The sequence below is a fragment of the Halorubellus amylolyticus genome, assembly GCF_034808145.1.
In the GTDB taxonomy this organism is placed as follows: Archaea; Halobacteriota; Halobacteria; order Halobacteriales; family Natrialbaceae; genus Halorubellus.
Genome location: NZ_JAXHGM010000007.1, coordinates 160,332 through 186,125, shown reverse-complemented (window position 1 = coordinate 186,125; position 25,794 = coordinate 160,332). Strand labels below are relative to the sequence as shown.

General features: G+C 69.9%; 27 protein-coding genes and 1 pseudogene. 19 read left to right on the top strand and 9 right to left on the bottom strand.

Annotation, left to right across the window (positions count from 1 at the left end; genetic code table 11):
* The 10 genes and pseudogenes from SM754_RS20560 to SM754_RS15825 form a co-directional block, all read left to right on the top strand.
* A pseudogene (locus SM754_RS20560) lies at window positions 1-69 on the top strand (IS6 family transposase); the annotation flags it as partial.
* A 507-nt stretch (window positions 70-576) separates the two neighbouring features.
* Window positions 577-1,782 carry a LeuA family protein gene (locus SM754_RS15865; RefSeq protein WP_323677225.1) on the top strand — a complete coding sequence of 402 codons (1,206 nt, stop codon included), beginning with the start codon at window positions 577-579 and terminating at the stop codon, window positions 1,780-1,782.
* 469 nt (window positions 1,783-2,251) lie between these two features.
* Window positions 2,252-4,087: a biosynthetic-type acetolactate synthase large subunit gene (gene ilvB / locus SM754_RS15860; RefSeq protein ID WP_323677220.1), complete on the top strand. Its 1,836-nt coding sequence runs from the start codon at window positions 2,252-2,254 to the stop codon at window positions 4,085-4,087.
* A gap of 101 nt (window positions 4,088-4,188) precedes the next feature.
* Entirely contained in the window at window positions 4,189-4,938 is a 750-nt protein-coding gene (gene ilvN / locus SM754_RS15855) for an acetolactate synthase small subunit (RefSeq protein WP_501993806.1), read from the top strand.
* Window positions 4,935-5,972: a ketol-acid reductoisomerase gene (gene ilvC / locus SM754_RS15850; RefSeq protein ID WP_323677219.1), complete on the top strand. Its 1,038-nt coding sequence runs from the start codon at window positions 4,935-4,937 to the stop codon at window positions 5,970-5,972. Before ilvN ends, ilvC begins: the two co-directional genes overlap by 4 nt.
* Before the next feature lie 31 nt (window positions 5,973-6,003).
* Window positions 6,004-6,336 carry a DUF7989 family protein gene (locus tag SM754_RS15845; protein ID WP_323677218.1) on the top strand — a complete coding sequence of 111 codons (333 nt, stop codon included), beginning with the start codon at window positions 6,004-6,006 and terminating at the stop codon, window positions 6,334-6,336.
* Entirely contained in the window at window positions 6,333-7,766 is a 1,434-nt protein-coding gene (leuC, locus tag SM754_RS15840) for a 3-isopropylmalate dehydratase large subunit (protein ID WP_323677217.1), read from the top strand. Before SM754_RS15845 ends, leuC begins: the two co-directional genes overlap by 4 nt.
* Window positions 7,763-8,485 (top strand): 3-isopropylmalate dehydratase small subunit, encoded by a 723-nt coding sequence (leuD, locus tag SM754_RS15835; RefSeq protein ID WP_323677216.1) that lies wholly within the window; start codon window positions 7,763-7,765, stop codon window positions 8,483-8,485. The genes leuC and leuD overlap by 4 nt, the downstream gene beginning before the upstream one ends.
* Window positions 8,482-9,474 (top strand): isocitrate/isopropylmalate family dehydrogenase, encoded by a 993-nt coding sequence (locus SM754_RS15830; RefSeq protein WP_323677215.1) that lies wholly within the window; start codon window positions 8,482-8,484, stop codon window positions 9,472-9,474. The genes leuD and SM754_RS15830 overlap by 4 nt, the downstream gene beginning before the upstream one ends.
* Window positions 9,475-9,522: 48 nt before the next feature.
* A complete protein-coding gene (locus SM754_RS15825; protein WP_323677214.1) occupies window positions 9,523-10,056 on the top strand; it encodes a hypothetical protein in 534 nt (177 codons plus the stop codon).
* Here SM754_RS15825 and SM754_RS15820 read toward each other — a convergent pair.
* Together SM754_RS15820 and SM754_RS15815 are read right to left on the bottom strand one after the other, a co-directional pair.
* Complete coding sequence (locus tag SM754_RS15820; protein ID WP_323677213.1) at window positions 10,053-10,598, bottom strand: DUF5799 family protein; 546 nt, start codon at window positions 10,596-10,598, stop codon at window positions 10,053-10,055. The genes SM754_RS15825 and SM754_RS15820 overlap by 4 nt on opposite strands.
* Before the next feature lie 125 nt (window positions 10,599-10,723).
* Window positions 10,724-11,116, bottom strand: coding sequence for an OsmC family protein (locus SM754_RS15815; protein WP_323677212.1), 393 nt, complete (start codon window positions 11,114-11,116; stop codon window positions 10,724-10,726).
* A gap of 167 nt (window positions 11,117-11,283) precedes the next feature.
* Between SM754_RS15815 and SM754_RS15810 the strand changes: the two genes are divergently transcribed.
* A complete protein-coding gene (locus tag SM754_RS15810) occupies window positions 11,284-11,763 on the top strand; it encodes a 50S ribosomal protein L11 (protein ID WP_323677211.1) in 480 nt (159 codons plus the stop codon).
* 70 nt (window positions 11,764-11,833) lie between these two features.
* On the opposite strand, the gene SM754_RS15805 is transcribed toward SM754_RS15810, so the two are convergent.
* Window positions 11,834-13,462 (bottom strand): sensor histidine kinase, encoded by a 1,629-nt coding sequence (locus tag SM754_RS15805; RefSeq protein ID WP_323677210.1) that lies wholly within the window; start codon window positions 13,460-13,462, stop codon window positions 11,834-11,836.
* A gap of 210 nt (window positions 13,463-13,672) precedes the next feature.
* On the opposite strand from SM754_RS15805, the gene SM754_RS15800 reads away from it, so the two are divergent.
* From SM754_RS15800 to SM754_RS15775, 6 genes are all read left to right on the top strand, one after another.
* The gene (locus SM754_RS15800) at window positions 13,673-14,314 is read left to right on the top strand and encodes a 50S ribosomal protein L1 (RefSeq protein WP_323677209.1); all 642 of its coding nucleotides are present in this window, start codon (window positions 13,673-13,675) and stop codon (window positions 14,312-14,314) included.
* Window positions 14,311-15,363 (top strand): 50S ribosomal protein L10, encoded by a 1,053-nt coding sequence (locus tag SM754_RS15795; RefSeq protein WP_323677208.1) that lies wholly within the window; start codon window positions 14,311-14,313, stop codon window positions 15,361-15,363. The genes SM754_RS15800 and SM754_RS15795 overlap by 4 nt, the downstream gene beginning before the upstream one ends.
* A gap of 6 nt (window positions 15,364-15,369) precedes the next feature.
* Window positions 15,370-15,726: a 50S ribosomal protein P1 gene (gene rpl12p, locus SM754_RS15790; protein WP_323677207.1), complete on the top strand. Its 357-nt coding sequence runs from the start codon at window positions 15,370-15,372 to the stop codon at window positions 15,724-15,726.
* A gap of 177 nt (window positions 15,727-15,903) precedes the next feature.
* Window positions 15,904-17,106 carry a tripartite tricarboxylate transporter permease gene (locus tag SM754_RS15785; protein ID WP_323677206.1) on the top strand — a complete coding sequence of 401 codons (1,203 nt, stop codon included), beginning with the start codon at window positions 15,904-15,906 and terminating at the stop codon, window positions 17,104-17,106.
* Between the two features lie 140 nt (window positions 17,107-17,246).
* Window positions 17,247-17,426 carry an HVO_2753 family zinc finger protein gene (locus SM754_RS15780; protein WP_323192884.1) on the top strand — a complete coding sequence of 60 codons (180 nt, stop codon included), beginning with the start codon at window positions 17,247-17,249 and terminating at the stop codon, window positions 17,424-17,426.
* A gap of 2 nt (window positions 17,427-17,428) precedes the next feature.
* Complete coding sequence (locus SM754_RS15775) at window positions 17,429-17,695, top strand: elongation factor 1-beta (protein ID WP_323677205.1); 267 nt, start codon at window positions 17,429-17,431, stop codon at window positions 17,693-17,695.
* An 84-nt stretch (window positions 17,696-17,779) separates the two neighbouring features.
* Here the strand turns inward: SM754_RS15775 and SM754_RS15770 are convergent, their stop codons facing one another.
* Window positions 17,780-18,469 carry an MBL fold metallo-hydrolase gene (locus SM754_RS15770; protein WP_323677204.1) on the bottom strand — a complete coding sequence of 230 codons (690 nt, stop codon included), beginning with the start codon at window positions 18,467-18,469 and terminating at the stop codon, window positions 17,780-17,782.
* Window positions 18,470-18,652: 183 nt separating this feature from the next.
* Between SM754_RS15770 and SM754_RS15765 the strand changes: the two genes are divergently transcribed.
* Both SM754_RS15765 and SM754_RS15760 read left to right on the top strand, forming a co-directional pair.
* Window positions 18,653-20,359, top strand: coding sequence for a TraB/GumN family protein (locus tag SM754_RS15765; protein ID WP_323677203.1), 1,707 nt, complete (start codon window positions 18,653-18,655; stop codon window positions 20,357-20,359).
* Window positions 20,356-20,970 carry a zinc metalloprotease gene (locus tag SM754_RS15760; protein WP_323677202.1) on the top strand — a complete coding sequence of 205 codons (615 nt, stop codon included), beginning with the start codon at window positions 20,356-20,358 and terminating at the stop codon, window positions 20,968-20,970. Before SM754_RS15765 ends, SM754_RS15760 begins: the two co-directional genes overlap by 4 nt.
* A gap of 31 nt (window positions 20,971-21,001) precedes the next feature.
* Here the strand turns inward: SM754_RS15760 and SM754_RS15755 are convergent, their stop codons facing one another.
* The 5 genes from SM754_RS15755 to SM754_RS15735 all read right to left on the bottom strand — a co-directional run bounded on the left by SM754_RS15755 (window position 21,002) and on the right by SM754_RS15735 (window position 25,757).
* Window positions 21,002-22,465, bottom strand: a complete 1,464-nt coding sequence (locus SM754_RS15755) for a hybrid sensor histidine kinase/response regulator (RefSeq protein WP_323677201.1) — start codon at window positions 22,463-22,465, stop codon at window positions 21,002-21,004.
* Between the two features lie 141 nt (window positions 22,466-22,606).
* Window positions 22,607-23,545, bottom strand: coding sequence for a glycosyltransferase (locus tag SM754_RS15750; protein ID WP_323677200.1), 939 nt, complete (start codon window positions 23,543-23,545; stop codon window positions 22,607-22,609).
* A 111-nt stretch (window positions 23,546-23,656) separates the two neighbouring features.
* Entirely contained in the window at window positions 23,657-23,953 is a 297-nt protein-coding gene (locus SM754_RS15745) for a DUF8036 family membrane protein (protein ID WP_323677199.1), read from the bottom strand.
* Between the two features lies 1 nt (window position 23,954).
* Window positions 23,955-24,230, bottom strand: coding sequence for a winged helix-turn-helix domain-containing protein (locus tag SM754_RS15740; protein WP_323677198.1), 276 nt, complete (start codon window positions 24,228-24,230; stop codon window positions 23,955-23,957).
* Between the two features lie 72 nt (window positions 24,231-24,302).
* Entirely contained in the window at window positions 24,303-25,757 is a 1,455-nt protein-coding gene (locus tag SM754_RS15735) for a molybdopterin-dependent oxidoreductase (protein ID WP_323677197.1), read from the bottom strand.
* Window positions 25,758-25,794 lie beyond the last annotated feature (37 nt).

Sequence of the window (25,794 nt, the reverse complement as noted above, 5' to 3'; positions counted from 1 at the left end):
CACGCCAAGGCAGAAACGGCTGACGAGTGGCTAAAATCATTCGCCTTCGCATGGAATCAGCTAATCTGAACGCGACCAGACACACGTCGTCCCGCAGCACGGGCGCGGACGCCACCCGGGAAGCGGACGACGAACCGGTCGGGACGAGGATACGTCCGGAACCCAGCGAACGCCGGGTTTACGTTTCGCGTAAACCCGGGTGCGGCCGTCGCGGTCGTCGCGTTCGTCCCGGGCATCACAACCTTCGGTCGGTGATGACGTGGCGCGAGCTCGGGGAGCGTCGGCGAGCCCGAGTGCGGCCGTCGATGGCGCGCGCGAACTCGAGTGCGGTTCGTTGCCACGCGCTGGATGCGTGAGAAAGTACGTCACGATAGTTCAAACGCGGTTCGAGACCATACCACACGGTAGCGACCAAGGATGTTTAAGGTGTATTCACACGCCGCCGTCTTGCGTTTCTGTACGGGTCGACCATGGTCGGCCACGGGAGGAGGCCGGCAAGAACTGTCTGGGCGGAACGCTTTAATACCACCTTCCCCCTGGGAGCGAGTACGATGTCATCCAACGACACGTCCCGCTCTGACACCAGTCAGGGCGATCGAGTTCTTCAAGGGCACTTTGGACGCTACGACTGAGATCGACGCCGCGCGCGTCTTCGACACGACGCTGCGCGACGGTGAACAGAGTCCGCGCACTTCATTCAGCTACGAAGACAAGCGAGAGATAGCAGCGGCGCTCGACGACATGGGCACCCACGTCATCGAGGCCGGGTTCCCCGTGAACTCCGACGCGGAGTTCGAAGCCGTCCGCGACGTCGCCGAGAGCACGTCCGCGACGACGTGCGGGCTGGCGCGCGTCGTGGACAAGGACGTCGAGGCCGCACTGGACGCCGGCGTGGACATGGTCCACGTGTTCGCGAGCACGAGCGACGTCCAGATAGAGGACTCCATGCACTCGACGCGCGAAGACGTCAAGCGCCGGTCCGTCGAGGCCGTGGAGCGCGTCGCCGAGTCCGGGACGACCGTGATGTTCTCCCCGATGGACGCGACGCGCACCGACGAGGACTACCTCGTCGAGATGGTCGAGGCCGTCACCGACGCCGGCGTCGACTGGATCAACGTCCCCGACACGTGCGGGGTCGCGACCCCGACCCGGTTCGGTGACCTCATCGAGGTGGTGGACGCCCACACGACCGCGAACATCGACGTGCACACGCACGACGACTTCGGGCTGGCGACCGCGAACGCGCTCGCCGGCATCGAGGCGGGCGCCGACCAGGCGCAGGTGTCGGTGAACTCCATCGGCGAGCGCGCCGGGAACGCCGCCTACGAGGAGTACGTCATGGCGGTCGAGTCGCTCTACCAGACCGACACCGGTATCGACACCACGCAGATCACGACGCTGTCGAAGCTCGTGGAGGCGAAGTCCGGGATGGACGTCCCGGGGAACAAGCCGGTGACCGGCGCGAACGCGTTCAGTCACGAGTCCGGCATCCACGCCGCCGGCGTCATCGAGAACTCGGACACGTTCGAGCCGGGCGTGATGACGCCCGCGATGGTCGGCGCCACCCGCGAGCTCGTGATGGGCAAGCACACGGGCGCGCACAGCGTCCGCGAGCGCCTGACCGACGCCGGGTTCGAGCCGACCGACGAGGAGGTACGCGCCGTGACGCGGCGCGTGAAGGACAAGGGCGCCGACGACGAGCGCGTGACGATGCAGGACGTCGAGGCGTTCGCGCACGAGGTCGGCGTCGCCAGGGAGGACCACGAGGAGGTCCGCGCGTGAGGGCCTCGGTCCGTCCGACAGCACCCCCCGCGAGCCACCGGTTCGGCGGCCGTTCCACGACTCGGCCAGCGAGCGTCGGGGCGGCGGGCGGTCGTCGACCGCGAGCGCGCGTCGGTAACGATTGCACGGCCCGCAAGACCTATACGGCCGCTCGCCTTCAGCGGGAGGTACATGCAGTCGACCGTCGCGACCGCGAGCGCGCTCCTCGCCGGGAGCGACGGTGCCGTCGTACGGACCATCGGTATTGTAGGGGCGTAAGCGCCCCTATCATCCCTCTCCTTCGACCCCGCGTACCGTTCGACCACCACCACCGAGTCCGTTCGACAGCACGACGACAGATGCCCGCAGCACACACCACACACGCACGACACACGCAGCCAGCGACGTACCGACAGCCGACAGCCACCACGGAGTCCGACCCCGCCAGCGACCGGTCGGCGCCGACAGCACGTCCCCCGAGGTGGTGCGCGTGAGTGAACGCGCACGGGCCGCGGCCGAGGCGGACGCCGAGCCCGCGACCGACGACGACTCGACTCCGCCTACCGAGGAGGACGCTGACGCGACCACCGGTTCGAGCGCGGACGCGGACGCGCCGGGGCAGACGCCGGTGACGACCGGTGCGCAGTCGGTCGTCCGGTCGCTCGAGAACGCCGGCGTCGAGCACTGCTTCGGCGTGCAGGGCGGCGCCATCATGCCCGTGTACGACGCCGTGTTCGACTCCGAGATGACGCACTACATGATGGCGCACGAGCAGGCCGCGGCGCACGCCGCGGACGCGTACGGGATCGTCGCCGGGACGCCCGGCGTCTGCCTCGCGACCTCGGGGCCGGGGGCGACGAACCTCGTCACCGGCATCGCGGACGCGAACATGGACAGCGACCCGATGGTCGCGCTCACGGGGCAGGTGCCGACGGAGTTCGTCGGGAACGACGCGTTCCAGGAGACGGACACGACCGGCGTCACGGCGCCGATCACGAAGGACAACACGTTCGCGGCGAGCTCGGACCGCGTCGGCGACGACGTCGGCGAGGCGTTCGCGCTCGCGAGCACCGGTCGGCCCGGGCCGACGCTCGTCGACCTGCCGAAGGACGTCACGCAGGGCGACACCGACCAGGAGCCGGGGCCGGCGACGCCCCCGGACACGTACCACGTTCAGGAGCGCGCGCCCGCGGACGCGGTGCAGGACGCCGCGCGAACAATCGAGGACTCGAACGAGCCCGTGCTCCTCGTCGGCGGTGGCGTCATCAAGGGCGACGCGACCGAGGAGGCGCGAGCGTTCGCGACCGAGTACGAGATCCCGGTCGTGACGACGATGCCGGCGCTCGGGTCGTTCCCCGAGGACCACGAGCTGAGCCTGGAGATGGGCGGCATGCACGGAACGGGATACGCGAACATGGCGCTCACCCACACCGACTGCCTGGTCGCGGTCGGCTGTCGGTTCGACGACCGACTCACTGGCGGTATCGAGACGTTCGCGCCCGACGCGGAGGTCGTCCACGTCGACATCGACCCGGCGGAGATCAGCAAGAACGTCGAGGCCGACCACCCGCTCGTCGGGGACGCGGCGACCGTCCTCACCCAGTTGGACGCGGCGATGGACGAGGAGCCGGCGGCGACGAAGTGGCGCGCCACCGTCAAGCAGTGGCAGTCCGAGTACCCGATGGAGTACGCCGCGCCGACTGACGAACCGCTCAAACCGCAGTTCGTCGTCGAGGCGTACGACGCCGCGACCGGCGACGACGCCATCGTGACGACCGGCGTCGGCCAGCACCAGATGTGGGCGGCGCAGTACTGGACGTACACCGAGCCGCGGACGTGGGTGAGCAGTCACGGCCTCGGCACGATGGGGTACGGGCTCCCGGCCGCGATCGGCGCGCGCATCGCCGCCGATGCGGAGGGCAAGGAGGACGCCGCCGTCGTCGCGTTCGAGGGCGACGGGTCGTTCCTGATGACGATGCAGGAGCTCGCGGTCGCGGTCCGCGAGAACCTCGACGTCACGGTCGCGGTCCTGAACAACGAGTACATCGGGATGGTCCGCCAGTGGCAGGACGCGTTCTTCGACGGTCGGCACGCCGCCAGCGAGTACGGGTGGTGTCCCGACTTCGCGAAGCTCGCCGAGGCGTTCGGGGCGAAGGGCATCGCGGTCGACGACTACGACGAGGTCGCGGACGCCGTCGAGGCGTCCATCGCGTACGACGGCCCCGCAGTGGTCGACTTCCACGTCGACCCGGCGGAGAACGTCTACCCGATGGTGCCCAGCGGTGGGGACAACGGCCAGTTCGCGCTGGAGGAGGACCAGTTATGACCGACGACGAGACGACAGCGGACGAGGAACCGACCGACCCGGCGACGGCGAGCGACGACGGGACGACGCCGACGCCGACGAACCACGACGACATGGTGCCGATGGCGCGCGCCGACCACCAGCGCGAGGGGCTCGCCGGGCCGACGCCCGAGGAGCGACCGCGCCCGCAGGGCAGACGGAACAAGCAGGGAATCCGCGTCGACCCCGAGGTCGAGGCGGAGCGCGAACCGCGGCGCGCGGTCATCAGCGTGCTCGTCGCGCACGAACCCGGCGTGCTCTCGGAGGTGTCGAGCCTCTTCAGTCGCCGGCAGTTCAACATCGAGAGCCTCACCGTCGGTGCGACGGACGACCCGGACCGTGCGCGTATCACGGTCGTCGTCGAGGAGCCCGACCCGGGAATCGACCAGATCGAGAAGCAGCTGCGGAAGCTCGTCCCGGTCATCTCGGTGCGGGAGCTGGAGCCGGACGCGGTCCGGCGCGAGCTCGCCATCGTGAAGGTCGACGCCGCGGACCCGAGCGAGGTCGCGGCGGTCGCGGACATGTACGACGCGCGGACCGTCGACGCGTCCCGGGAGACGGTGACCGTGGAGGTCACGGGCTCCAGACAGAAGATCGAGGGCGCGATCGACACGCTCGGCCAGTTCGGCGTGCGCGAGATCACGCGGACCGGAACGGCGGCGCAGGCGCGCGGGACGGACAGTACGGCCGGGTCGCCGCCGACGGGGACGACCGGGCGGACGGAGGCGGCCGCGGCGGCGACCGACGGCGGCGAACCGACCGGACGAGCAGCCGCCGGGACGGACGAACCGAAAGACCGAACGACGGACGACGCCACCACGGAGCAAGCATGACAGACGACGACTTCAGTACGACGGTGTACTACGACGACGACGCTGACGAATCGTACCTCCAATCGAAGACGGTCGCGGTACTCGGGTACGGGAGCCAGGGGCACGCCCACGCGTTGAACCTCCACGAGAGCGGGTTCGACGTCGTGGTCGGGCTCCGCGAGAGCTCGGACTCGTGGCCGGTCGCCGAGGACGACGGCCTGGACGTGGCGACGCCGCGCGAGGCCGCCGAGCGAGCGGACGTGGTGAGCGTCCTCGTCCCCGACACCGTCCAGCCGGCGGTGTTCGAGGCTATCGAGCCGGCGCTCGAGGAGGGCGACACCCTCCAGTTCGCGCATGGGTTCAACGTGCACTACAACCAGATAGAGCCGCCCGAGGGCGTGGACGTGACGCTCGTCGCGCCGAAGTCCCCCGGTCACATCGTCCGGCGGAACTACGAGCGCGACGAGGGCACGCCCGGGTTGCTCGCGGTCTATCAGGACGAGACGGGCGAGGCCGCCCAGGAGGCGCTGGCGTACGCGAAGGGCATCGGGTGCACGCGAGCTGGCGTCATCGAGACGACGTTCGCGGAGGAGACCGAGACGGACCTGTTCGGCGAGCAGGCCGTGCTCTGTGGCGGCGTCACGTCGCTCGTCAAGCAGGGCTACGAGACGCTCGTCGACGCCGGCTACAGCCCGGAGATGGCGTACTTCGAGTGCCTGAACGAACTGAAGCTCATCGTCGACCTGATGTACGAGGACGGGCTCGGCGGGATGTGGCACTCCGTGAGCGACACCGCGGAGTACGGCGGACTCACGCGCGGCGACCGCGTCGTCGACGACCACGCCCGCGAGAAGATGGAGGCCGTCCTCGAGGAGGTCCAGAACGGCGAGTTCGCTCGCGAGTGGATCGCGGAGAACCAGGCCGGCCGGCCGAGCTACACGCAGCGCAAGCGAGCGGAGGAGAACCACGAGATCGAGGCCGTCGGCGAGGACCTCCGCGGGCTGTTCTCGTGGAAGGACGACGCCGAATCCGAGCCAGCGCCCGCGGACGACTGAACACCCGACCGACCCACCACCGACCACTACAATGACCGATACCCGACGAGACACCGACGACGAATCGACCCCGATGCGAGCCGTCAGCCACACCAACCCCTACACGAACGAGTCGATGGGGTCCGTGTTCGAGCACGGCGTCACCATCGTCGCCGACGGCGGCCGACGCGACGCCGTCGACGACGAGCGCACCGACGTGGACGAGGCCAGTGACGAGGACGCGCCGTTCGACGACGACGGCGACACCGAGTCCGACGACGCCACACCGATGAAGGACGTATCGCACGAGGCGCCCGACGGGGGCCACGGGAACCGCATGTTCGAGCGCGTCGGCGACACGGCCGACGTCGTCGACGAAGAATGAGCGAGGGCACGCTCTACGACGAGGTGTGGGAGCGTCACCGAGTGGACACGCTCCCGACCGGGCAGGACCAGTTGTTCGTGGGGCTGCATCTCGTGCACGAGGTGACGAGCCCGCAGGCGTTCGGGATGCTCGAGGAGCGCGACATGGCGGTCGCGTATCCGGAGTTGACGCACGCGACGGTCGACCACATCGTGCCGACCGCGGACCAGTCCCGACCGTTCGACGACGACGCCGCGGAGACGATGATGACCGAGCTCGAGGCGAACGTCCGCGACGCCGGCATCGAGTTCTCGCATCCGGACACGGGCGACCAGGGCATCGTGCACGTCGTCGGCCCCGAGCAGGGCCTCACCCAGCCCGGGAAGACGATCGTCTGCGGGGACTCGCACACGAGCACGCACGGCGCGTTCGGCGCGCTCGCGTTCGGCATCGGCACCAGCCAGATCCGGGACGTGCTCGCGACGGGCTGTATCGCGATGGAGAAGCAGGACGTCCGCCGCATCGAGGTCACGGGCGAGCTCGGCGACGGCGTGGAGGCGAAGGACGTCATCCTCCAGATAATCCGCAAGCTCGGCACCGACGGCGGCGTCGGGTACGTCTACGAGTACGGCGGTTCGGCGGTCGACGCGCTCGGCATGGAAGGGCGGATGAGCATCTGCAACATGAGCGTCGAGGGCGGCGCTCGCGCCGGGTACGTGAACCCCGACGAGACGACGTACGAGTTCCTGGAGGGCCGCGACCGCGTCCCCGAGGGCGACGCGTTCGATGACCTGAAGGCGTACTGGGAGTCCGTCGCGAGCGACGACGACGCCGAGTACGACGACGTCGTCGAGATCGACGGGGACGCGCTCGCGCCGATGGTGACGTGGGGGACGACCCCCGGCCAGGGCGTGTTCGTCGACGAACCGATTCCCGACCCCGAGTCCCTGCCCGCGGACAAGGTCGAGACCGCACGGCGTGCACAGGAGCACATGGGCGTCGAGCCCGGCGACACCATGGCCGGCTACCAGGTGGACGTCGCGTTCCTCGGGTCGTGCACGAACGCGCGGCTCCCGGACCTGCGGCGGGCGGCGCGCGTCGTCGCGGGCCGCGAGGTCCACGACGACGTGCGCGCGCTCGTCGTCCCCGGCAGTCAGCGCGTCCAGCAGGCCGCCGAGGACGAGGGGCTCGCGGACGTGTTCCGCGACGCCGGGTTCGAGTGGCGCAACGCCGGCTGCTCGATGTGCCTCGGGATGAACGAGGACCAGCTGGAGGGCCCGGAGGTGTGTGCGTCCTCGTCGAACCGGAACTTCGTCGGCCGGATGGGGAGCAAGGACGGCAAGACCGTCCTGATGAACCCGCAGATGGTCGCGGCCGCCGCCGTCCACGGCGAGGTGACGGACATCCGCGACGTCGACCGCGTCGACCCCGAGGAGGTGACCGAGGTATGACGCCCATCGACGGCGGCCCACCGAGCGACGGCGGTTCGCCGAACGACGGGGCGGACGACGACGGGCCCGCTGAGGTCGTCGAGCATGTCTCCGGGACCGGCATCCCGGTCCGAGGGAACGACGTCGACACCGACCAGATCATCCCCGCGCGCTTCCTGAAGGTGGTGACGTTCGACGGCCTCGGCCAGTTCGCGTTCTTCGACCAGCGGTTCACCGACGACGACGAGGAGAAGCCGCACCCGATGAACGAGGAGCGGTTCCGGGACGCGAGCGTGATGGTGACGAACAAGAACTTCGGCTGTGGGTCCTCGCGCGAGCACGCTCCGCAGGCGCTGATGCGGTGGGGTATCGACGCGCTCGTCGGGGAGAGCTTCGCGGAGATCTTCGCGGGGAACTGCCTCGCGCTCGGCATCCCGACGGTCACCGCTGACGAGGCGACGGTCGAAGCCATCCAGGACTGGGCGGACGCGAACCCGACGGGAGCCATCGACGTCGACGTCGCCGCGGAGACCGTGACGTACGGCGACGAGACGGTGGACGTGACCGTCGACGACGCCCAGCGGAAGGCGCTCGTCGAGGGCGTCTGGGACACGACCGCGTTGATGAAGGCGAACGCGGAGGCGGTCGCGGACACCGCCGCGACCCTGCCGTACGTCGCCGACGACGTCGTCGCGAACGCACGCGCCCGGAACGACGCTGGCCGTGGTGAGGACGCGTGACCGCCGAACGGATCGCGGTCGTCCCCGGCGACGGCGTCGGCCGGGAGGTCGTCCCCGTCGCGGTCGACGTCCTCGACGCGGTCGGTGACTTCGAGTTCGTGCACGCCGACGCCGGCGACGCGGTCGCCGCGGAGACCGGCGACCCGCTCCCCGACGAGACCTACGAGACGGTCGCGGACGCGGACGCGACCGTCTTCGGTGCCGCCGGCGAGACCGCGGCCGACGTCGTGCTCCCGCTCCGCGAGGCGGTGGACTCGTTCGCGAACGTGCGCCCGGCGCGCGCGTACCCGGGCGTCGACGCCCTCCAGCCGGAGACCGACCTCGTGTTCGTCCGCGAGAACACCGAAGGCGTCTACGCGGGCATTGAGGACGAGATAACCGACGGCGTGTCGACGCTCACGCGCGTCGTCACCGACGACGCATCCAGGGACATCGCCGCGTTCGGGTTCGACTACGCCGTCGAGAACGGCTACGAGGACGTCACCGTCGCGCACAAGGCGAACGTGATGCGCGAGACCGACGGGCGATTCCTCGCGCGCTGCCGCGACGTCGCACGCGAGCACGCCGCGGTCGACGCGAGCGACGTCGAGGAGGCGCTGATGGACGCCCTCGCGATGCACCTCGTCCAGCGTCCGACCGACTACGGCGTCGTCATCTGTCCGAACCTCGCCGGCGACGTCCTCTCGGACCTCGCCGCGGGGCTCGTCGGCGGCCTCGGCCTCCTCCCGAGCGCGAACGTCGGCCGCGAGAACGGCCTGTTCGAGCCCGTGCACGGGAGCGCGCCCGACATCGCCGGCGACGGCGTCGCGAACCCGAGCGCGACCGTGCTCTCCGCCGCGATGTGCCTGGAGCACCTCGGGTACGACGAGGAAGGGGGACGCGTCCGCGACGCCGTCGAATCCGTCCTCGAGGACGGCCCGCGGACGCCCGACCTCGGCGGCGACGCCGGCACCGAGGACGTCGCCGCCGCCATCCTCGACGAACTCTAGCGCGACCCCACCCGAAGACTCTTGTCGCGGTCACGTCACTCGCTAGCAGTGCCACGAACGCGCCGACAGGTGCTCGCGGCTGTCGGCGTCGGATTCACCACGGCCGCGGCGGGCTGTGCCGGCACTCGACCACCGCCCGGCGACTGCAGCGTCGCGAACCGGCCGGGGCCCGACGTCGGCGAACCGTCCTCGGCACCCAACAGCTCGACGTACCCCACCGGACCGCCCCCCATCGACGACGTCGGGAACGTCATCGACTACGCGGACGCGTACGAGCGCGCCTACCGCGACCACACCGGAGACGCGGGAACCACGACCACGGGCCCCATCACCATCGAGACCATCGACCGGCGAACCTACGCCAGTCCCGGCGCGAGCGTCGTCTACCGGCGTCGATACCGCTACGAGCACTACGTGTACGAGAGCGACGTCGCGACCCGCGAGCAGGGAACGACGCGAACCGTCTACTACCTCGACGCGGAGCGCGTCTTCCGCGCCGCCGCCGACGGCCGCGGTCCTGCGGGCGCGCTCGACCCCGACCCGTGGGAGCGCGGCCAGACCCTCGCCTGCTACACCGACTAGGCCGAGGGCTCGTCGTTCGCGCTGGAGCGGTCAGCGCCCTCGGTCTCGGCACCGCCCCCGTCCTCGGCGGCGGCGATGGCGCACACCTCCTCCCAGCGGCCCTTCGATTCGAGGTGACTCTGGAGCTCGCGACCGTACTCGCCGGCGAGCTCGCGCGCGGTTTCGGCGCGAGCGGCGTGGTCGTCGTCGCTCGACCCGTCATCACCCATGCCGAGCGCGCGCATGACGGCGTCGAAGAAGCCCCCGCCAGCGTCGCCACGCCCGCCGACGTCGCTCTTCCCGCCGCCCGCCCCGCCGAGCGCACCCATCTGCTCCTGGATGTTCTCCAACTCGGGCATGATGGCTTCGAGGTTCGTCTCGTCGCGGTCGACGACGATGCTCGCCGACCCGGGGGACTCCGGGTCGTCGATGGTGTACTGCGTGGCGCTCATGATGAGACTCCACTCCTGGTTCGAGAACTCCGACCCAGTGACGCGGTCGTTGAACTCCTGGTCGACCGCCATCCGCTCGCCGACGACGCGGTTCGTCCACTCTTCGGTCATACCTCCGGGTACGCCCACGCGTCGTATCAGCGTTCCGCTGCGACCGGTCGAAGAGAAAGCGGCTGTCGTCCGTCGGTGACCGCGCGCGACCACCACCGCTGGCGCGGCGAGCGCGACGGGGCGTCTCAGAACGCGTCGCCTTCGAGCGAGATGTCCGCGTAGAGGTCCGTCTTCAGCGCGTCGTGGACCTTACAGAGTTCCTCCGCTCGCGAGACGACCGCCTCCGCCTTGTCGCCGACGTCGCCCTCCACGGCGACGTCGAAGCTGATGGCGGCGAGCTTGTCGTCCTCGTTCAGGTCACCGGTCACGTCGATCTCGACGTGCCCGAGGTCGCCGGCCTGGCGCTGCTCCGCGGCGACGCGGAGCGCGGGAACGAAGCACGCCGCGTACGTGCTGAGGAGTGTCTCGAGCGTGTCCGGTGCGTCCTCGCCCGTCGCGTCGACCGTCTGCTCGAAGTCGCGGATTGTGGTCGTCGTACTGAACCCTTCCTCGGAGACGGAATGAACTTGCTTGGACATACACTCTCTCGTACACTCGGACCGCGGGTAAGCGTTACCGTTGCGGAACGATATCACGCCCCAGCGCGGCCGGGGACCGTCACGTTCGAACCACGGGCAGTGCAGACCCGCTCGCGGCTCGCGCGAGAAAAGTAAGGGTTAAAACTCGCCCGAGGCACGTATCGGGTATGGCTGGAACCATCGAAGTCCTCGTTCCGGGTGGACAGGCCGACCCTGGCCCGCCGCTCGGTCCCGAGCTCGGCCCCACACCCGTGGACGTGCAGGCCGTCGTCAGTGAGATAAACGAACAGACGGAAGCGTTCGACGGGACGGAAGTCCCCGTGACCGTCGACTACGACGACGACGGCTCGTTCAGCATCGAGGTCGGTGTTCCCCCGACCGCGGAGCTCATCAAGGACGAGGCCGGGTTCGACACCGGGAGCGGCGAACCCCACGAGGAGTTCGTCGCGGACCTCACCGTCGACCAGGTCAAGCAGATCGCCGAACAGAAGCTCACCGACCTGCTCGCGTACGACGCCAAGCAGGCGGCCAAGGAGGTCGTCGGGACGTGTACGTCCCTCGGCGTGACCATCGAAGGCGAGAATCCGCGCGAGTTCAAGGAGCGCATCGACGCGGGCGAGTACGACGACACGTTCGTTGACGCCTGACTCTCAGGGTTCTCTCACTCGTTCCGGGGCGACCGCGAGCGACCGCCGTGTTTATTGTGGCGACCGCGCCTCAGTTCTCCGAGTAGATCGTCGGCACGTCGATGTGGACGACGGTCCCGTCGCCGTTCGTCGTCGTCGTGATGGTGCCGTCGGCGCGTTCGACGAGCCAGCGAGCGATCCAGTGTCCGAGGCCGTCGCCGTGATCGACGGGCGACGCGTCGAGGCCGCCAGCGAGCAGGTCGCTTTCGATGTCGGGGAGTCCGGGTCCGTTGTCGCTGACGGTGATGCGGACGTGGTCGTCGTCGTCGCGTGCGGTGATGGCGACGTCGCGGTCCGCGGGCGGCCGGTCGTTGTGGATGCAGGCGTTCTCGACGATCTCGGCGAGCGCGGTGCGGACCGCGTCCCCGTCCGCGAGGACGACGCCGTCCGGCACGTCGACGGTGACGTTCGCCGCCGACGGCGCGTCCGCGGTCGCGGTCGCTTCCGCGACCACCGACGAGAGCGGAGCCGGGGCGCGCCGGTCCGTGACCGCTCGGATGCGGTCCTCTATCATCCGCGCGTTGTCGCTTATCTCGAGGGTGTCCTGAACCGCGGCCTCGATAGCCGAGACGTGCAGGTCCACGTCCGCGTCGTCCTCGCGAAGCGACTGCGAGTGCCCGAGCACGAGGTTCATCTCGTTCCTGACGTTGTGCCGGAGGACGCGGTTCAGGACTCTGAGCTGGCTCTCGCGCTGTTCGAGGCGCGCGCCGACGCGGTCGAACCGCTCGCCGATCTCGTCCCACTCCTCGGTCCCCGAGAGCGCCACGTCCACGTCGTACTCGCCGCTCTCGAGCGCGGTCAGGCCGGCGCGGAGGTCAGCGATCTGCCGGATGTTCGTCCGGTACGTCCAGTACCCGACCGCGCCGACCGAACAGAGCACGACGAGGAGCGCGACCCCCTGTACGAGCGACACCGACCGCAGGCGGTTCGCGACCGACGACCGGTCGTGTTCGACGACGACCACCCAGTCCGTCTGCGGGACCGGTTCCGTCGCGCGGAACGTCCGCCCGTCGAGGGGGTCCTCCGCGTAGAGCGACGTGCCGTGCGACCGAACCGTCACGGTCTGCCCGGGGTCGACGAGGTGACTGATGTCCGAGAACACGCCGTGCTGGTCCTCCTCGGGGTCCTCGAGGTGGATGGCGGCGTTCAGCGTTCCGACGACGTCCGTGCCGTCGCGGATGGGTGCACTGATGACGACGATCAGGTTCCCCGAATCCGCGCGGAACGGGTCGCTCACGTGCATCGTCCCGTTCAACGCCACCCGCACGTACCGTCGATGACTCAGGTCCCCGCCGACGATGCGCTCGCGCTCCGTCGCGTTCGTATCCTCCGACGCGAACGCCGTCACCGTGCCGTTCGCGTCGACGACGCTCGCCCCGTCGAGCCGCGACGCCGCCAGGAACTCGTCCAGCGCTCCAATCTGGATGGCGCTCCCGTGCCGGGCGAGACCGCTCGCTCGCGACCCAACGCGCACCACCTGCTCCTTGGATTCGAGTTGCGCGTGGAGGTTGTGCGCGACCGTCGCCGCCGTCCCGTTCACGCTCGCACGCTCGCCCTGGACGATGTCGTCCGTATGGAGCGCGAACCCCGCGTAGACCGTGATTCCGAGGACGAGAGAGAGCGCGACCAGGAGCGCGACGAGCGTCGTCGAGAGTCGCATCTGAACGGACCCACGATGGACACCCATATGAGTGCACTGGGCGATTCACCGCACTCGCTCGCACGCGCACCACGCAAGCCCCTGCGGCGCTCTCCCGTAGGTCCAGCACTTCGACGGGTTTAAGAGTCCGTTGGGTCACGTTCCAAGCGAGACAGGCTTCGCCTGTTTCACTGACCCGTAGGAGCACTACGCGTACTACGGAGGTGAACGATGGCAGACCAGGATATAGAGAATGCAGTCTCTCGCGCACTCGAGGACGCACCCGACCGGAACTTCCGGGAGACGGTGGACCTCGCGATTAACCTGCGCGACCTCGACCTCAACGACCCGTCGAAGCGTATCGACGAGTCAGTGGTATTGCCGGCCGGAACAGGCCAAGAGACTCGGATCGTCGTCATCGCGGACGGCGAGACGGGGCTCCGCGCCGAAGACGTCGCCGACGAGGTTCTCGACGGCGACGATCTGGCCGACCTCGGAGACGACGACGACGCCGCGAAGGATCTCGCTGGAGAGACCGACTTCTTCATCGCCGAAGAGGCGAAGATGCAGGACGTCGGTCGCTACCTCGGGACCATCCTCGGTCCGCGCGGGAAGATGCCGACCCCGCTCGGTCCGGACGACGACGTCGTCGAAACCGTCGAACGCATGAAGAACACGGTCCAGCTCCGTTCCGGTGACCGTCGGACGTTCCACACGCGCGTCGGCGCGGAGGACATGGACGACGAGGACATCGGCGACAACATCGACGTCATCATCCGTCGGCTCGAGGCGAACCTCGAGAAGGGCCCGCTCAACATCGACTCCATCTTCGTGAAGACGACGATGGGGCCGAGCGTGGAGGTGCCCGCATGAGCGCCGAGGCCGAACGGAAGACGGAGAACCTCCCCGAGTGGAAGCGAGAGGAGGTCGCGGACCTCGTCGAGACCATCGAGTCCTACGACTCGGTCGGTGTCGTCAACATCGCGGGCATCCCGAGCCGACAGCTCCAGGCGATGCGCGCGGACCTCTGGCCGAGCACGGAACTGCGCGTCAGCCGCAACACGCTGCTGGTGCGCGCGCTCGAAGAGGTCGACGACGGCGTCGAGGACCTGACCGAGCACATCGCCGGTCAGGTCGGTCTCATCGGGACGAACGACAACCCGTTCGGGCTCTACAAGACGCTCGAAGCGTCGAAGACGCCCGCCCCGATCAACGCGGGCGAGGTCGCGCCGAACGACATCGTCATCCCGGAGGGCGACACCGGCGTCGACCCCGGGCCGTTCGTCGGCGAGCTCCAGCAGGTCGGTGCGCAAGCGCGCATCATGGAAGGCTCGATTCAGGTGACGGAGGACTCGACGGTCCTCTCGGCCGGCGAGGAGGTCTCCGACGACCTCTCGAACGTCCTCTCGGAACTCGGTATCGAACCGAAGGAGGTCGGTCTCGACCTCCGTGCCGTGTTCTCCGAGGGCGTCATGTTCGCCCCCGAGGACCTGGACATCGACGTCGACGCGTACGCGGACGACGTCGCGACGGCTGCCGCGCGAGCGCGGAACCTCTCCGTCAACGCGGTCTATCCGACCGCGCAGACGGCGTCGACGCTGCTCGCGAAGGCGACGGGCGACGCGAAGTCCGTCGGCCTGCAGGCCGCTATCGAGAGCCCGGACCTCGCGGACGACCTCGTCGCGAAGGCGGACGCGCAGGTGCGTGCGCTCGCGGCGCAGGTCGACGACCCTGAGGCGCTCCCCGAGGACCTCCAGGACGTGGAGGCGCCGACAGCGGCCGCCGAGGACGTGCCCGACGAGGGCGAGGACGAATCGACTACTGAAGAAGACGATACCGAGGCGGACGCCGAGGACTCCGACGACGACGATGACGACGACGAGGAGGCCGGTGGCGACGCGCTCGGCAACATGTTCGGATAATTCACAATGGAGTACGTTTACGCAGCACTCATCCTGAACGAGACGGGCGAAGAGATCAACGAAGACAACATCACGGGCGTGCTCGAGGCCGCCGGCGTCGACGTGGAGGAATCCCGCGTCAAGGCGCTCGTCGCAGCGCTCGAGGACGTGGACGTCGACGAGGCCGTCGCCGAGGCGGCCGCGGTTCCCGCCGGTGGCGCCGCAGCGGGCGGCGCAGCCGCGGAAGGTGGCGACGAGTCCGCCGACGAAGGCGGCGACGACGAGGACGAGGACGTCGAGGAGACGTCTGACGTCCCGGACACGAGCGACGACGACGAGGACGAGGACGCCAGCGGCGAGGGCCTCGGCGACCTCTTCGGCTGAACGCGCGCTCGACCAGTTCCCGACATTTCTTTCGCGTGCCGGCCGGTGAGCGGTGGCGCTGTGCTGCGAGCGATGGTGCTGTACTGCGAGCGGTGGCGCTGTACTGCGAGCGGCGAGTCGGCGTGAGGGGGATGGCGGTGCGTGGGTTCTTCCGTGGGGGCGCGGCCACGGTCGGTGATGGTGGGCGTGGACGTCGTCGTCGGGCTGGCGGTCGGCGTGAGCCTCGGGTGCGTGTCGGGGTTGACGCCGGGCGTGCACGCGAACGCGTTCGCGCTCCTGCTCGCGGGCGTGGCGCCGTCGGTGCCGGGGAGTCCGCTCGCGGTCGGGGTTGCGGTGCTCGGCGCGGGGGTGACGCATTCGTTCGTGGACGTGGTGCCCGCTATCTCGCTGGGGGTGCCGGACGCGGCGATGGCGGCGACGGCGCTGCCGGGGCATCGACTCGTCCTGGAGGGCCGGGGGCGCGAGGCGCTCCGGGTGTCGGCGCTCGGGAGTCTGGGAGCGTGTGCGCTCGCGCTCGTCGCGGCGTGGCCGGTGACGACGGCGATGCGCGTGCTCGTCCCGGTCCTGAACGAGCATCTCGCGGTCGTGCTCGTCGTCGCGACGCTCGCGCTCGCGGCGACCGAGCGGTCGTGGTGGCATCGCGGCGCGGCGGTCGTGGTCGCGGCGGTCGCTGGTGGGTTCGGCGTGCTCGCGCTCGACGTCGACGTCTCCGGGCCGCTCGGCGAGAGCGTGCTCGCCGCCATCTTCGGCGGGTTGTTCGGTGCGCCAGTGCTCCTGGACGCGCTCGACGGCGACGGCGTCCCGCCGCAGGGCGACGCCGCCGTCAGGGGGTCGCCGGTCGCGCTCGCCGGCGCCGCGCTCGCCGGCACCGCGGGCGGTGGCGCGGTCGGGTACCTCCCCGGCGTCTCCAGCGGCGTCGCCGCCGTCCTCGCGCTCGCGGTCGTCCCCGGCGACGCCGGCGACCGCGGCTACCTCGCCACCGTCTCCGGCGTCAACACCGCGAACGCGATCTTCGCGGTGTTCGCGCTCGTCGCGTTCGACAGCCCTCGAACCGGCGTGCTCGTCGCGTTCGACGAGATCGGCGCGCCGCTCGTCCTGCCCGTCCTCGTCGCAGCGGTCGTCGTCGCCGGCGTCGTCGGCGCGCTCGTCGTCGTCACCGTCGGCGACCGCTACCTCGCCGTCGTCGGCGACGCCGACCAGCGGACCGTGGTCGCGCTCGCCCTCACCGCCCTCGCGCTCGCCGCCTGGACGTTCGCCGGCGTCGTCGGCTGCTGTCTGTTCGCCATCGCCACCGTCATCGGCCTCGCACCGGTTCGCCTCGGCGTCAAACGCGTCCACCTCATGAGCGTCCTCACCCTCCCCATCGCCCTCACCGGCTGAACACGCACCGACCCACCACCGAACCCTCGTACAGTCGACAGTCTCCCCCCTACCAGAACCGGCGGCCTGACGGCCGCCGGATGCTCGACGAGTCGATTCGAAAGACAACCGTTATACCCAAACGCCTCACAGGGTGTTGTATGAGCGAGTCGCAATCAGCAGAGCAGCGCCGGTGCGTCTCCTGCGGCCTCAACATCGCAGGCACGAACGCCGCGCGCTTCAAGTGCCCCGACTGCGGGCAGATCATCTTCCGATGCGCGAAGTGCCGAAAACAGAGCAACCTCTACGAGTGCCCGGACTGCGGGTTCATGGGGCCCTAACCATGGGGAAGGTCGCCGCGAAGATCAAGGTCATGCCGCAGAGCCCCGAGATCGACCTGGACGACCTCCAGGACCGCCTCGAGGATTCGCTCCCCGAGGGCGCGAAGATCAACGGCGTCGAGCGTGACGACGTCGCGTTCGGTCTCGTCGCACTCCTGCCGACGGTCATCGTGCCCGACGACGCGGGTGGCACGGAAGCCGTCGAGGAGGGCTTCACCGAGGTCGAGGGCGTCGAGTCCATCAGCGTCGAATCGGTCGGCCGCATCTAAGCGGCTCCCGGCTTCTTCAACCGTTCTCCACTCGCGTAGCCGCGGCGTCGGCGAACCCTTCGATGCCGGTTCGCCCGTCCGCTGTCACTCGTCGAGCGGTCGTGCTGCGAGTTCGGCGATGCGGTCGGTGCCGTCGTCGACGAGCCCGCCGTGATAGCAGAGCGTGCGGGCGACGTCGAGGTCGGCGAGCGTCCCGACGGATTCGTGGGCGCGCTCCCGGTCGGGCGTGTACTGGGGTTTCGGGCCGTGGAGGCGGTCGTCGCCGTGGTCGGCGACGAGCGCGTCGCCCGCGAACAGGAGTCGGTGGTCGGGGAGGTACAGCGAGACGTGGCCGGGGCTGTGCCCGGGCGTGTTCACGACGCGCATCGGGCCGACGGTCGTGTTCAGGGTCTCGCCGCCGACGAGTTCCAGGTCGACGGCCGCGGGCGGATACCGGTCGCCGTCGGGGTCGGCCTTGACCGGGAACTCGCGGCCGTCGACGTAGGGGGATTCGTCGGCGTGTGCGGCGACGAACGCGTCCGCTTCGGCGTCGAGTGCCGCGAGTGCGCCGGCGTGGTCGCCGTCGTGGTGCGTGAGGACGACGGTCGAGACCTCGGCGAGCGCGAACCCGGCGGCGTCGAGCGCCTCGCGTATCTTCGGGACGGAACCGGGGAGGCCGACGTCGACGAGGACGAGTCCGCGAGCAGTCTCGACGGCGACGGGGTGGAGTGCGAGTTCGTGGCCGTCGCGCTCGTACGGGACGGCGAGGTCGTGGACGCCATTCGGGAGTGTCATGCGTGAGCGTACGGCGACCAGCGTGGTATCGGTTCGGGTCGCGGCGGCGAGCCCCGCGAGCGGACGCTGCCGGCTTCGCGCGCCGAGACGCGCGGCCGGCTGTCGGGAACCACCAGCAGGGCGTGCGTGGGTCGCTGGCACGGTCCGACACGTGTTTATGAGGGCACCCGGTAGCGTGGAGTGATGACTGACGTGGCACCGCCGACGCCGGGGCCGACGACACCGGACCCTGCGGACGGCGAGGGGAGCGTGCACGTTCTCGGGACGGCGCACGTCTCCCAGGAGTCCGTCGACGAGGTCGAACGCACCATCGAGGACCGGCACCCGGACGTCGTCGCGGTCGAACTCGACGAGGGCCGGTATCGACAGTTCCGCGGGGAGACGCCCGACGACCTCGACCCGACGGACCTGCTGTCGGGGAACACCGTCTTCCAGTTCATCGCGTACTGGATGCTGAGTTACGTGCAGGCGCGGCTCGGTGACCGGTTCGACACGGCACCGGGTGCGGACATGCTCGCCGCGGTCGAGTCCGCCGAGGAACGCGGTCTCGGCGTGGCGCTCGTCGACCGCGACATCCAGACGACCATCCAGCGGTTCTGGAAGCGGATGACGTTCTTCGAGAAGGTCAAGACGGCGAGCGGCCTCGCGTTCGGCGCCGCGGACCCGCGGCTCGTCGGCGTAACCGTCGGGCTCGTCCTCGGCGTGCTCCTCGCACCCCTGCTCGGGTTCGGGCTGCCGCTCGCGGGCGCCGTCACGGACGCCGGCCTGCTCTCGCTCGCCTCGGGCGGCCTCGCCGCCGCCGTGACGGGGTACGCGTCGCTCTCGCTGACCGACGGGTACCTCGACGAGTGGACGAGCCTGGTCGCCGCCGCCGCGGTCGGAATCGGCGTCGGCGCCATGGTCGCGGTGACGGGCGTCCTCGACCAGTACCTCGGGACGTTCGTCGCCGGACCGCTCCGGAACCTGCTCGCCGGCGGATTCCTCGGCGTCGGTGGCGGTGTCGGCGTTGGCGTCGCCCTCGGCGTCGTCTTCGACGCGCTCGGGGTCGGGAGCGACGAGGACGTCGAGGAGTTCGACATCGACCGGATGACGGACGCGGACGTCGTCTCGGTGATGATGGAGGAGTTCCGGCAGTTCAGCCCGGGTGGCGCGAGCGCGCTCATCGACGAGCGCGACGCGTTCATCGCGCACAACCTCGTCGCGCTCCGCGAGAAGGGGTACGACGTCGTCGCGGTCGTCGGCGCCGGGCACCGTGCTGGCATCGAGGAGTACCTCCAGCATCCCGACCGCCTCCCGCCGATGGACGACCTCGTCGGCACGGAGTCCGGGTCGCGGTTCTCCATCCCGAAGCTGTTCGGGTACTTCATCACGCTCGGGTTCGTCGCGTTCTTCTCCCTGCTCGTCCTCGGCGGCGCCGAGGACGCGTTCCTCCTGCGGCTGTTCGCGGGGTGGTTCCTGTTCAACGGGACGTTCGCGTTCGTCCTCACGAAGCTCGCGGGCGGGCACTGGTCGAGCGCGAGCGTCGCCGGCGCGGTCGCGTGGATGACGAGCCTCAACCCGCTGCTCGCGCCCGGGTGGTTCGCGGGCTACGTCGAACTCCGGAAGGCGCCCGTGAACGTCGGGGACATCGGGAAGCTCAACGACATCCTGGACGACCAGGAGTCACCGCTCATGGACGTCGTCCGGAACCTCTTCGCGGTGCCGCTGTTCCGCCTCATCATGGTGGTCGCGGCGGCGAACATCGGGAGTCTCGTCGCGAGCGTCCTCTTCCCGGTCGTCGTCCTGCCGTGGCTCGCGCCCGAGGTCGGCGGCATCCAGGGCGTCCTCGACCTCCTCGTGGCGGGTGCGGAGAACGGGATAGACATCGTCCGCGGGGTCGTCGGCCTGTGAGGACCTCCAGTACCGAGCTCCGCGACCTCGGGCTCGCGTGGATCGCGCTCTCGGTCGCGTTCGTCCTCCTCCTGTTCCGGAACGCGCTGTTCTCGGGGGACGTCGTGGTCGTCGCGACCCTCTTCGGGATGTGCGCGCTCACCGCGGGCGTCGCCTTCCTCCTCCACGAGCTCGCGCACAAGGTCGTCGCACAGCGCTTCGGGCAGATAGCGGAGTTCCGCGCGGACTACCAGATGCTCGGGCTCGCGATACTGTCCGCGATGGTCGGGTTCCTGTTCGCCGCACCCGGCGCTGTCTATCACCGTGGGAACGTCACGCCGAAGCAGAACGGCCTCATCGCCATCGCGGGCCCGGTGACGAACCTCGTCCTCGCGGGCGTCTTCTTCGCGCTCTTCGTCGTCGCGCCCACCGACGGCATCCTGGGGGCCGTGGCGAGCCTCGGCGTCTGGATCAACGCCTTCCTCGCGGGCTTCAACATGATCCCGTTCGGGCCGCTCGACGGGAAGACCGTCAAGGACTGGAACCTCGGCGTGTTCGCGGTGGCGTTCGCCGTCATGGGCGGACTCGCCGCGCTCGTCCTGTTCACCGACGTCGTCCCCATCGCGATCTGAGGGGACCGTCGCGTGCGTGGGCTGCCGGCGGTCAGTCGGCGTCGGGGACGCGGAGTTCGAAGCGCGCGCCGCCCGCGTCGCTCTCGACGACGTCGACCGTCCAGCCGTGCGCGTCCACGATGTCCTGGACGATGGCGAGCCCGAATCCGGTTCCGCCGTCGTTCGACGTGACGCCGGACTCGAAGACGGTGTCGCGGTCCTCGGGCGGGATGCCGGGGCCGTCGTCGGCGACGTAGAACCCGTGGCCGTCGTCGAGGGCACCGACGGTGACGTGGACGCCGTCACGGTCGTTCTCGTCTATCTCGCCGTGTTCGACTGCGTTCCCGGGTTCCGCCTGGGAGCAGGGAGAGGCGTGCTCGATCGCGTTCCGGAGGAGGTTCTCGAGGAGCTGTCGGAGTCGCGACGGGTCGGCGTGGAGCGTCCCGGTCGTCTCGTTCGCGAGCGTCGCGTCGCCGGTCGCGACGGTCGACCAGCACGCGTCGACCAGCGGTCCGAGCGCGACCGGCTCGGTCTCGTTGACGCGTTCTCCGGCGCGTGCGAGCGCGAGCAGGTCCTCGACGAGGGCGTCCATCCGGTCGAGTGCGTCCGCGACCTCCGCCAGGTTCTCGCTCTCGAACGATTCGCGGGCGAGCGCGAGGTGGCCGTTCGCGACGTTCAGCGGGTTCCGGAGGTCGTGGCTGACCGTCGAGGCGAACGCCTCCAGGCGTTCGTTCTTCCGTCGGAGTTCGCGCTCGCGCTCGCGGCGGTCGGTGACGTCGCGGACGACGCCGACGACGCCGTCGTACGCGCCGTCGTCGGTCGTGAGGACGACGAAGTGGACGGCGACGATGACGCGCTCGCCGTCCTTGCGGACCATCTCCATGTCGAGTATCTCGCTCTCGCGTTCGTCGTCGTCGAGCACCCGCTGGATGACGCGCTGGCCGCGTTCGAGCTCGTCCTCGGCCATCGCCGTCGACCCGTGCGTGCCGAGTATCTCGCTGCGGTCGTAGCCGAGCATCGACGCAAACGACTCGTTGGCGTACGCGACGTCGCCGTTCGCGTCGAGCCGGTAGAGGCCGTCGCGCGCGGTCTCGACGAGCGTCCGGTAGAGTCCGAGCTCGTCCTGTTCGGCGGGGCCGTCCCCGAGCGCGGACCGGATCTTCTCGCCGAGGAACGCCAGGCTGTCCGGGTCGGTGGGGGTCTCGACGAGCGTCGTCGCGCGGTCGAGGACGTCGGCCGACGCCGTCGTCTCGCCGTCGGTGAGGACGACGACCGGGCAGCTCGGCGCGATGGTGTCGACGTCGTCGAGGAACCCGGCGGCGTCGCCGGCGAGCGCGTCGATCTGGACGACGAGACAGTCGACGCCGCCGGCAGCGAGCCGGGTTCGCGCCGCCTCGAACCCGGCCTCGGTGCGGACGCGGACCGCCAGCTCGCGCGCGACGTGGTCGACGACCGGCGTGTCCGCGTCGGCGACGACGAACAGGACGGTGCGCGAGTCGTCTGTCTCGCGTGTCATGTTATCGGCTCTCGAACGGAGTTGCGGGACGGAGCCTAAATAGGAACTGGTTGATTCGAGTCAGTTCGTGACTCGGTCCGGCGCGACCGGTCGGTCCGCGATTCAGTCCGTCCGGGCGGGGGTGCCGGTGATGGTCGTCGTTCAGCCGGCGTCGTCGACGACGGTGACGTCGTACTCGCCGTCGAGCCGATAGCGGCGTCCGGCCCATTCGAACTCCACGCCGAGGATTCCGGCGAGCATCGCGAGCGGGACGAGGAACAGGCCGGGGAACGCGAGCAGGAAGGTCGGTCGGCGGAACCGGAGGACGGCGTACGCGGCGCCGGTCAGCACCGTCACGGCGAAGGCGACGTACAGTGGGGCGACGACGGCCGCGCAGACGGCGAGGAGAGCGACGGCGAGGTCGCCGTACATGCCCTCGTGGACGTGCGTGAGGCGATTGAACCGCACCACGCGTGCGATAGACGTCGAGAGGTCGCCGGTGACGCGGACGGGCGTCACCATCGAGCGGACCGGGTGGATGTCCGCGAGGTGCTGGGAGACGAGGCCGTCGTCGCTGAGCACCTGTCGGAGTTCCGCGGCGAGTTGCTCGACGGAGACGTCGAGTTCGTCGCGTCGGAACGTCAGCCCGCCGCCCCAGCCGATGTTGCCGGTGCTCCCGACGTCGAGGTAGATGAGCAGCGACGAGAAGACGAGCGTCCAGGCCTCCAGCAGCGTCCAGAAGCCGTCACCGTACCAGATGGGGACTGCCGTCGCCGGCCCGTGGCGCTGTCCCGCCCGGACGAGTCGGTCGAGCCAGTCGTCCTCGCGCTCGAAGTCGGCGTCCGTCCACACGAACCGGTCGTTCGACGCCGCTTCGAGGCCGCACGCGATGGCGTTGGCTTTCCCGGAGCACCCCTCGGGGTCGCCCGCCTGGAGTATCTCGACGCCGTCGGGCGGGTCGTGGTCCGCGACTGGGTCATCGGGGCCGTCGCAGACGACGAGGAGCTCGTCGTCCGGGCGGAGTTGCGCGGCCATCTGTTCGCACGCTTCGGTCCACCTGACGGTCGGTAGCAGGACGCTTGCAGGCCCCCCGTCAACCATTGACAACCCCCTCGTGAGACGTGTCGACCGGAGATATCATCAAACTAATGCCGAGTCGGTAACCCGCAGGCCACCCGACGAACGAGAGCGGCCCGCGGGAACGCACTCGCGTCACTTCAGCGTCACCCACGTCAGGAAGACGAGTGCGACGAACTGGAGGCCCCGCAGCGCGGCGACGGCCTGGTGGACGACCGTGTCGCCGCTGTACAGCATGTTCGTGGAGAAGAAGAAGTACAGCGCGGTGACGTTCTCGAGGAGCATGACGGCGGCGAACGCGACGAGGCCGGCCGTCAATGACGTCCGGAACGTCCGGTAGTTGCGCACCCACACCGCGGTGAGGGTGAGAAGCAGTACGGCGTTCACCGCCGAGAACGCGCTCGCGACGACCAGCAGGGTGCTCATTGCCATATTAGTCCATCTCCTCCGTGATCCGCTCGAAGTCCGCTCTGTGGTGCTCGAACCGGTCGGTCAGGAAGTACAGCGCGCCGTAGTCCTCGTCGCCCTTCTCGACGACGTCGTGCTCCAGGAGCGTGTCGAGGTGATAGCGGACGGTGTTGTAGTCCAGGTCGACGACCTCCGAGAGCTGGTTCGCGTTCCGCGGTCGGTCCTCGATGGCGCGGATTATCTGCACGCGGCTCTGGCCGCCCCGCGTCCCGACCAGGAGGTACCAGAGCGCCTTCTCCATACCTGTCTGTTCTCCGTATCGAACACATCGGTTAAATCACCGTCGCATCGGGCGGTCGTCGCCGTGACGCCGTCACGGTCGAACCTCGGTGGAGACCCACCCGGACGCGCCGCTCGGGTAGGACCCGGACTGCTCGGCGGGCTGGAGGCGGCCGGTGCCGTCGGTGGCTCGCGCGACGACCTCCGTCGGCTCGTCGAGCTCGACGGTCGCCCGCCACTGTCGCCAGACGTCGTCGCCGGGCAGGGGGTCGGTGAGGGCGGCGTCCTGCCAGGTGTCGCCGTCGTCGGTCGAGACCTCGACGCGCTCGACGCCACGGGTCCCGGCGTACGCGGGTCCGGCGACGGTGACGCGGCCGTCGCCGTGGCGCTCCGTCGCGTGGATCTTCGCGACCGTCTCGACCGGGCCGGTCCCCTGCCAGCCTCGCTTCTCCCAGTAGCCGTCGGCGGCCTCGTCGAGGAACTCGATCTCCGTGAGCCACTTGACGTTCGTCTCGCCCCAGTGTCCGGGGACGAGCGCGCGAACCGGGAACCCGTGGCCCTTCGGGAGCTCTTTCCCGTTCATGCCGTACGCGAGCAGGCCGCCGCGGAGCGCGTCGAGCGGGAACTGGACGTGGTAGCCGTCGGCGGCGCGCAGCATCACGCACTCGCAGTCGCCCTCCGGTTCGAGCCCTTCGAGGAGGACGTCGGTCGGCGTGCCGGTCCAGACGGCGGTGTCTATCTTCTCGCCGTTCAGGTCGTCGCCGACGCACCGGAGCGTGTTGTAGCGGCTCTCGGTGGGGAGCGCGCGGAGTTGCGCCATCGTGAACTCGCGTTCCGCGTCGACCGCGCCGGTGACGGTGAGGGTGTGCGTGCCGGCGCTGGGTGACGGGTCGATGGCGTTGATGTCGACCTCGTAGTGCGCGCGCCGCGTGGAGACCAGGCCGCCGAGGCCGTCGACGTCGAACGAGGCCGCGGCGGCGGCGTCGAGCATCTCGCGGGGTTCCCGCCCGCCGACGTCGGCGGCGGATTCGGGCGTTCGGAGGACGCCTGCCGCGGACCCGACGGCGGCGAGCGCGGAGACGCTCCCGACGAACTCGATGGTGCGGCGTCGGTCGAGGTCGACGGTCGACCCGGGCGAGCGCGCGACCGCCACCGCGACGGGGACGCTCGCGCCGACGCCGGAGCCGACGGCGGCGAGCGGTGACGCGGTCGCGGCGTACGCGCCGAGGGCGGCGACGCCAGCGGTCGCGGTGACGCCCGCGGCGGTCGTCTCGGTCCGCCTGGCGACGGCGAGTCCGCCGAGTGCGACCGCGGCGAAGGCGCCGACGGTGACGGCCGCCGAGAGCGCGAGATGCAGGAGGTTGCCGGCGCTCCCGAGTTGCTGGATGCTGAACGTGACGAGCGCGGACGGCGTCGCGTTCACGACGACGGCGTCGACGCGACCGAGGACGAGCCTGGTCGTCGCGAACCCGACCGCTGCGACGTTCCCGACGACCGAGAGGACGCCGGCGGCGAGGACGACGAGCGCGTCGTCGCGGGAGAGTGGCATGCTGACTGGAAGGAAGGCACCTCCCGGGCAAGAGGGT

Bases quoted from the DNA above. Each gene is read 5' to 3' on its own strand.
- SM754_RS15750 (WP_323677200.1), bottom strand. From the start codon at position 23,545: ATGGTTGACGGGGGGCCTGCAAGCGTCCTGCTACCGACCGTCAGGTGG.
- ilvN (WP_501993806.1), top strand. From the start codon at position 4,189: ATGGCGCGCGCCGACCACCAGCGCGAGGGGCTCGCCGGGCCGACGCCC.
- SM754_RS15780 (WP_323192884.1), top strand. From the start codon at position 17,247: ATGAGCGAGTCGCAATCAGCAGAGCAGCGCCGGTGCGTCTCCTGCGGC.
- SM754_RS15755 (WP_323677201.1), bottom strand. From the start codon at position 22,465: ATGACACGCGAGACAGACGACTCGCGCACCGTCCTGTTCGTCGTCGCC.
- SM754_RS15800 (WP_323677209.1), top strand. From the start codon at position 13,673: ATGGCAGACCAGGATATAGAGAATGCAGTCTCTCGCGCACTCGAGGAC.
- SM754_RS15770 (WP_323677204.1), bottom strand. From the start codon at position 18,469: ATGACACTCCCGAATGGCGTCCACGACCTCGCCGTCCCGTACGAGCGC.
- SM754_RS15845 (WP_323677218.1), top strand. From the start codon at position 6,004: ATGACCGATACCCGACGAGACACCGACGACGAATCGACCCCGATGCGA.
- SM754_RS15735 (WP_323677197.1), bottom strand. From the start codon at position 25,757: ATGCCACTCTCCCGCGACGACGCGCTCGTCGTCCTCGCCGCCGGCGTC.
- SM754_RS15815 (WP_323677212.1), bottom strand. From the start codon at position 11,116: ATGTCCAAGCAAGTTCATTCCGTCTCCGAGGAAGGGTTCAGTACGACG.
- SM754_RS15810 (WP_323677211.1), top strand. From the start codon at position 11,284: ATGGCTGGAACCATCGAAGTCCTCGTTCCGGGTGGACAGGCCGACCCT.
- SM754_RS15765 (WP_323677203.1), top strand. From the start codon at position 18,653: ATGACTGACGTGGCACCGCCGACGCCGGGGCCGACGACACCGGACCCT.
- SM754_RS15805 (WP_323677210.1), bottom strand. From the start codon at position 13,462: ATGCGACTCTCGACGACGCTCGTCGCGCTCCTGGTCGCGCTCTCTCTC.
- SM754_RS15775 (WP_323677205.1), top strand. From the start codon at position 17,429: ATGGGGAAGGTCGCCGCGAAGATCAAGGTCATGCCGCAGAGCCCCGAG.
- SM754_RS15820 (WP_323677213.1), bottom strand. From the start codon at position 10,598: ATGACCGAAGAGTGGACGAACCGCGTCGTCGGCGAGCGGATGGCGGTC.
- leuC (WP_323677217.1), top strand. From the start codon at position 6,333: ATGAGCGAGGGCACGCTCTACGACGAGGTGTGGGAGCGTCACCGAGTG.
- leuD (WP_323677216.1), top strand. From the start codon at position 7,763: ATGACGCCCATCGACGGCGGCCCACCGAGCGACGGCGGTTCGCCGAAC.
- SM754_RS15745 (WP_323677199.1), bottom strand. From the start codon at position 23,953: ATGGCAATGAGCACCCTGCTGGTCGTCGCGAGCGCGTTCTCGGCGGTG.
- SM754_RS15795 (WP_323677208.1), top strand. From the start codon at position 14,311: ATGAGCGCCGAGGCCGAACGGAAGACGGAGAACCTCCCCGAGTGGAAG.
- rpl12p (WP_323677207.1), top strand. From the start codon at position 15,370: ATGGAGTACGTTTACGCAGCACTCATCCTGAACGAGACGGGCGAAGAG.
- SM754_RS15740 (WP_323677198.1), bottom strand. From the start codon at position 24,230: ATGGAGAAGGCGCTCTGGTACCTCCTGGTCGGGACGCGGGGCGGCCAG.
- ilvC (WP_323677219.1), top strand. From the start codon at position 4,935: ATGACAGACGACGACTTCAGTACGACGGTGTACTACGACGACGACGCT.
- SM754_RS15785 (WP_323677206.1), top strand. From the start codon at position 15,904: ATGGTGGGCGTGGACGTCGTCGTCGGGCTGGCGGTCGGCGTGAGCCTC.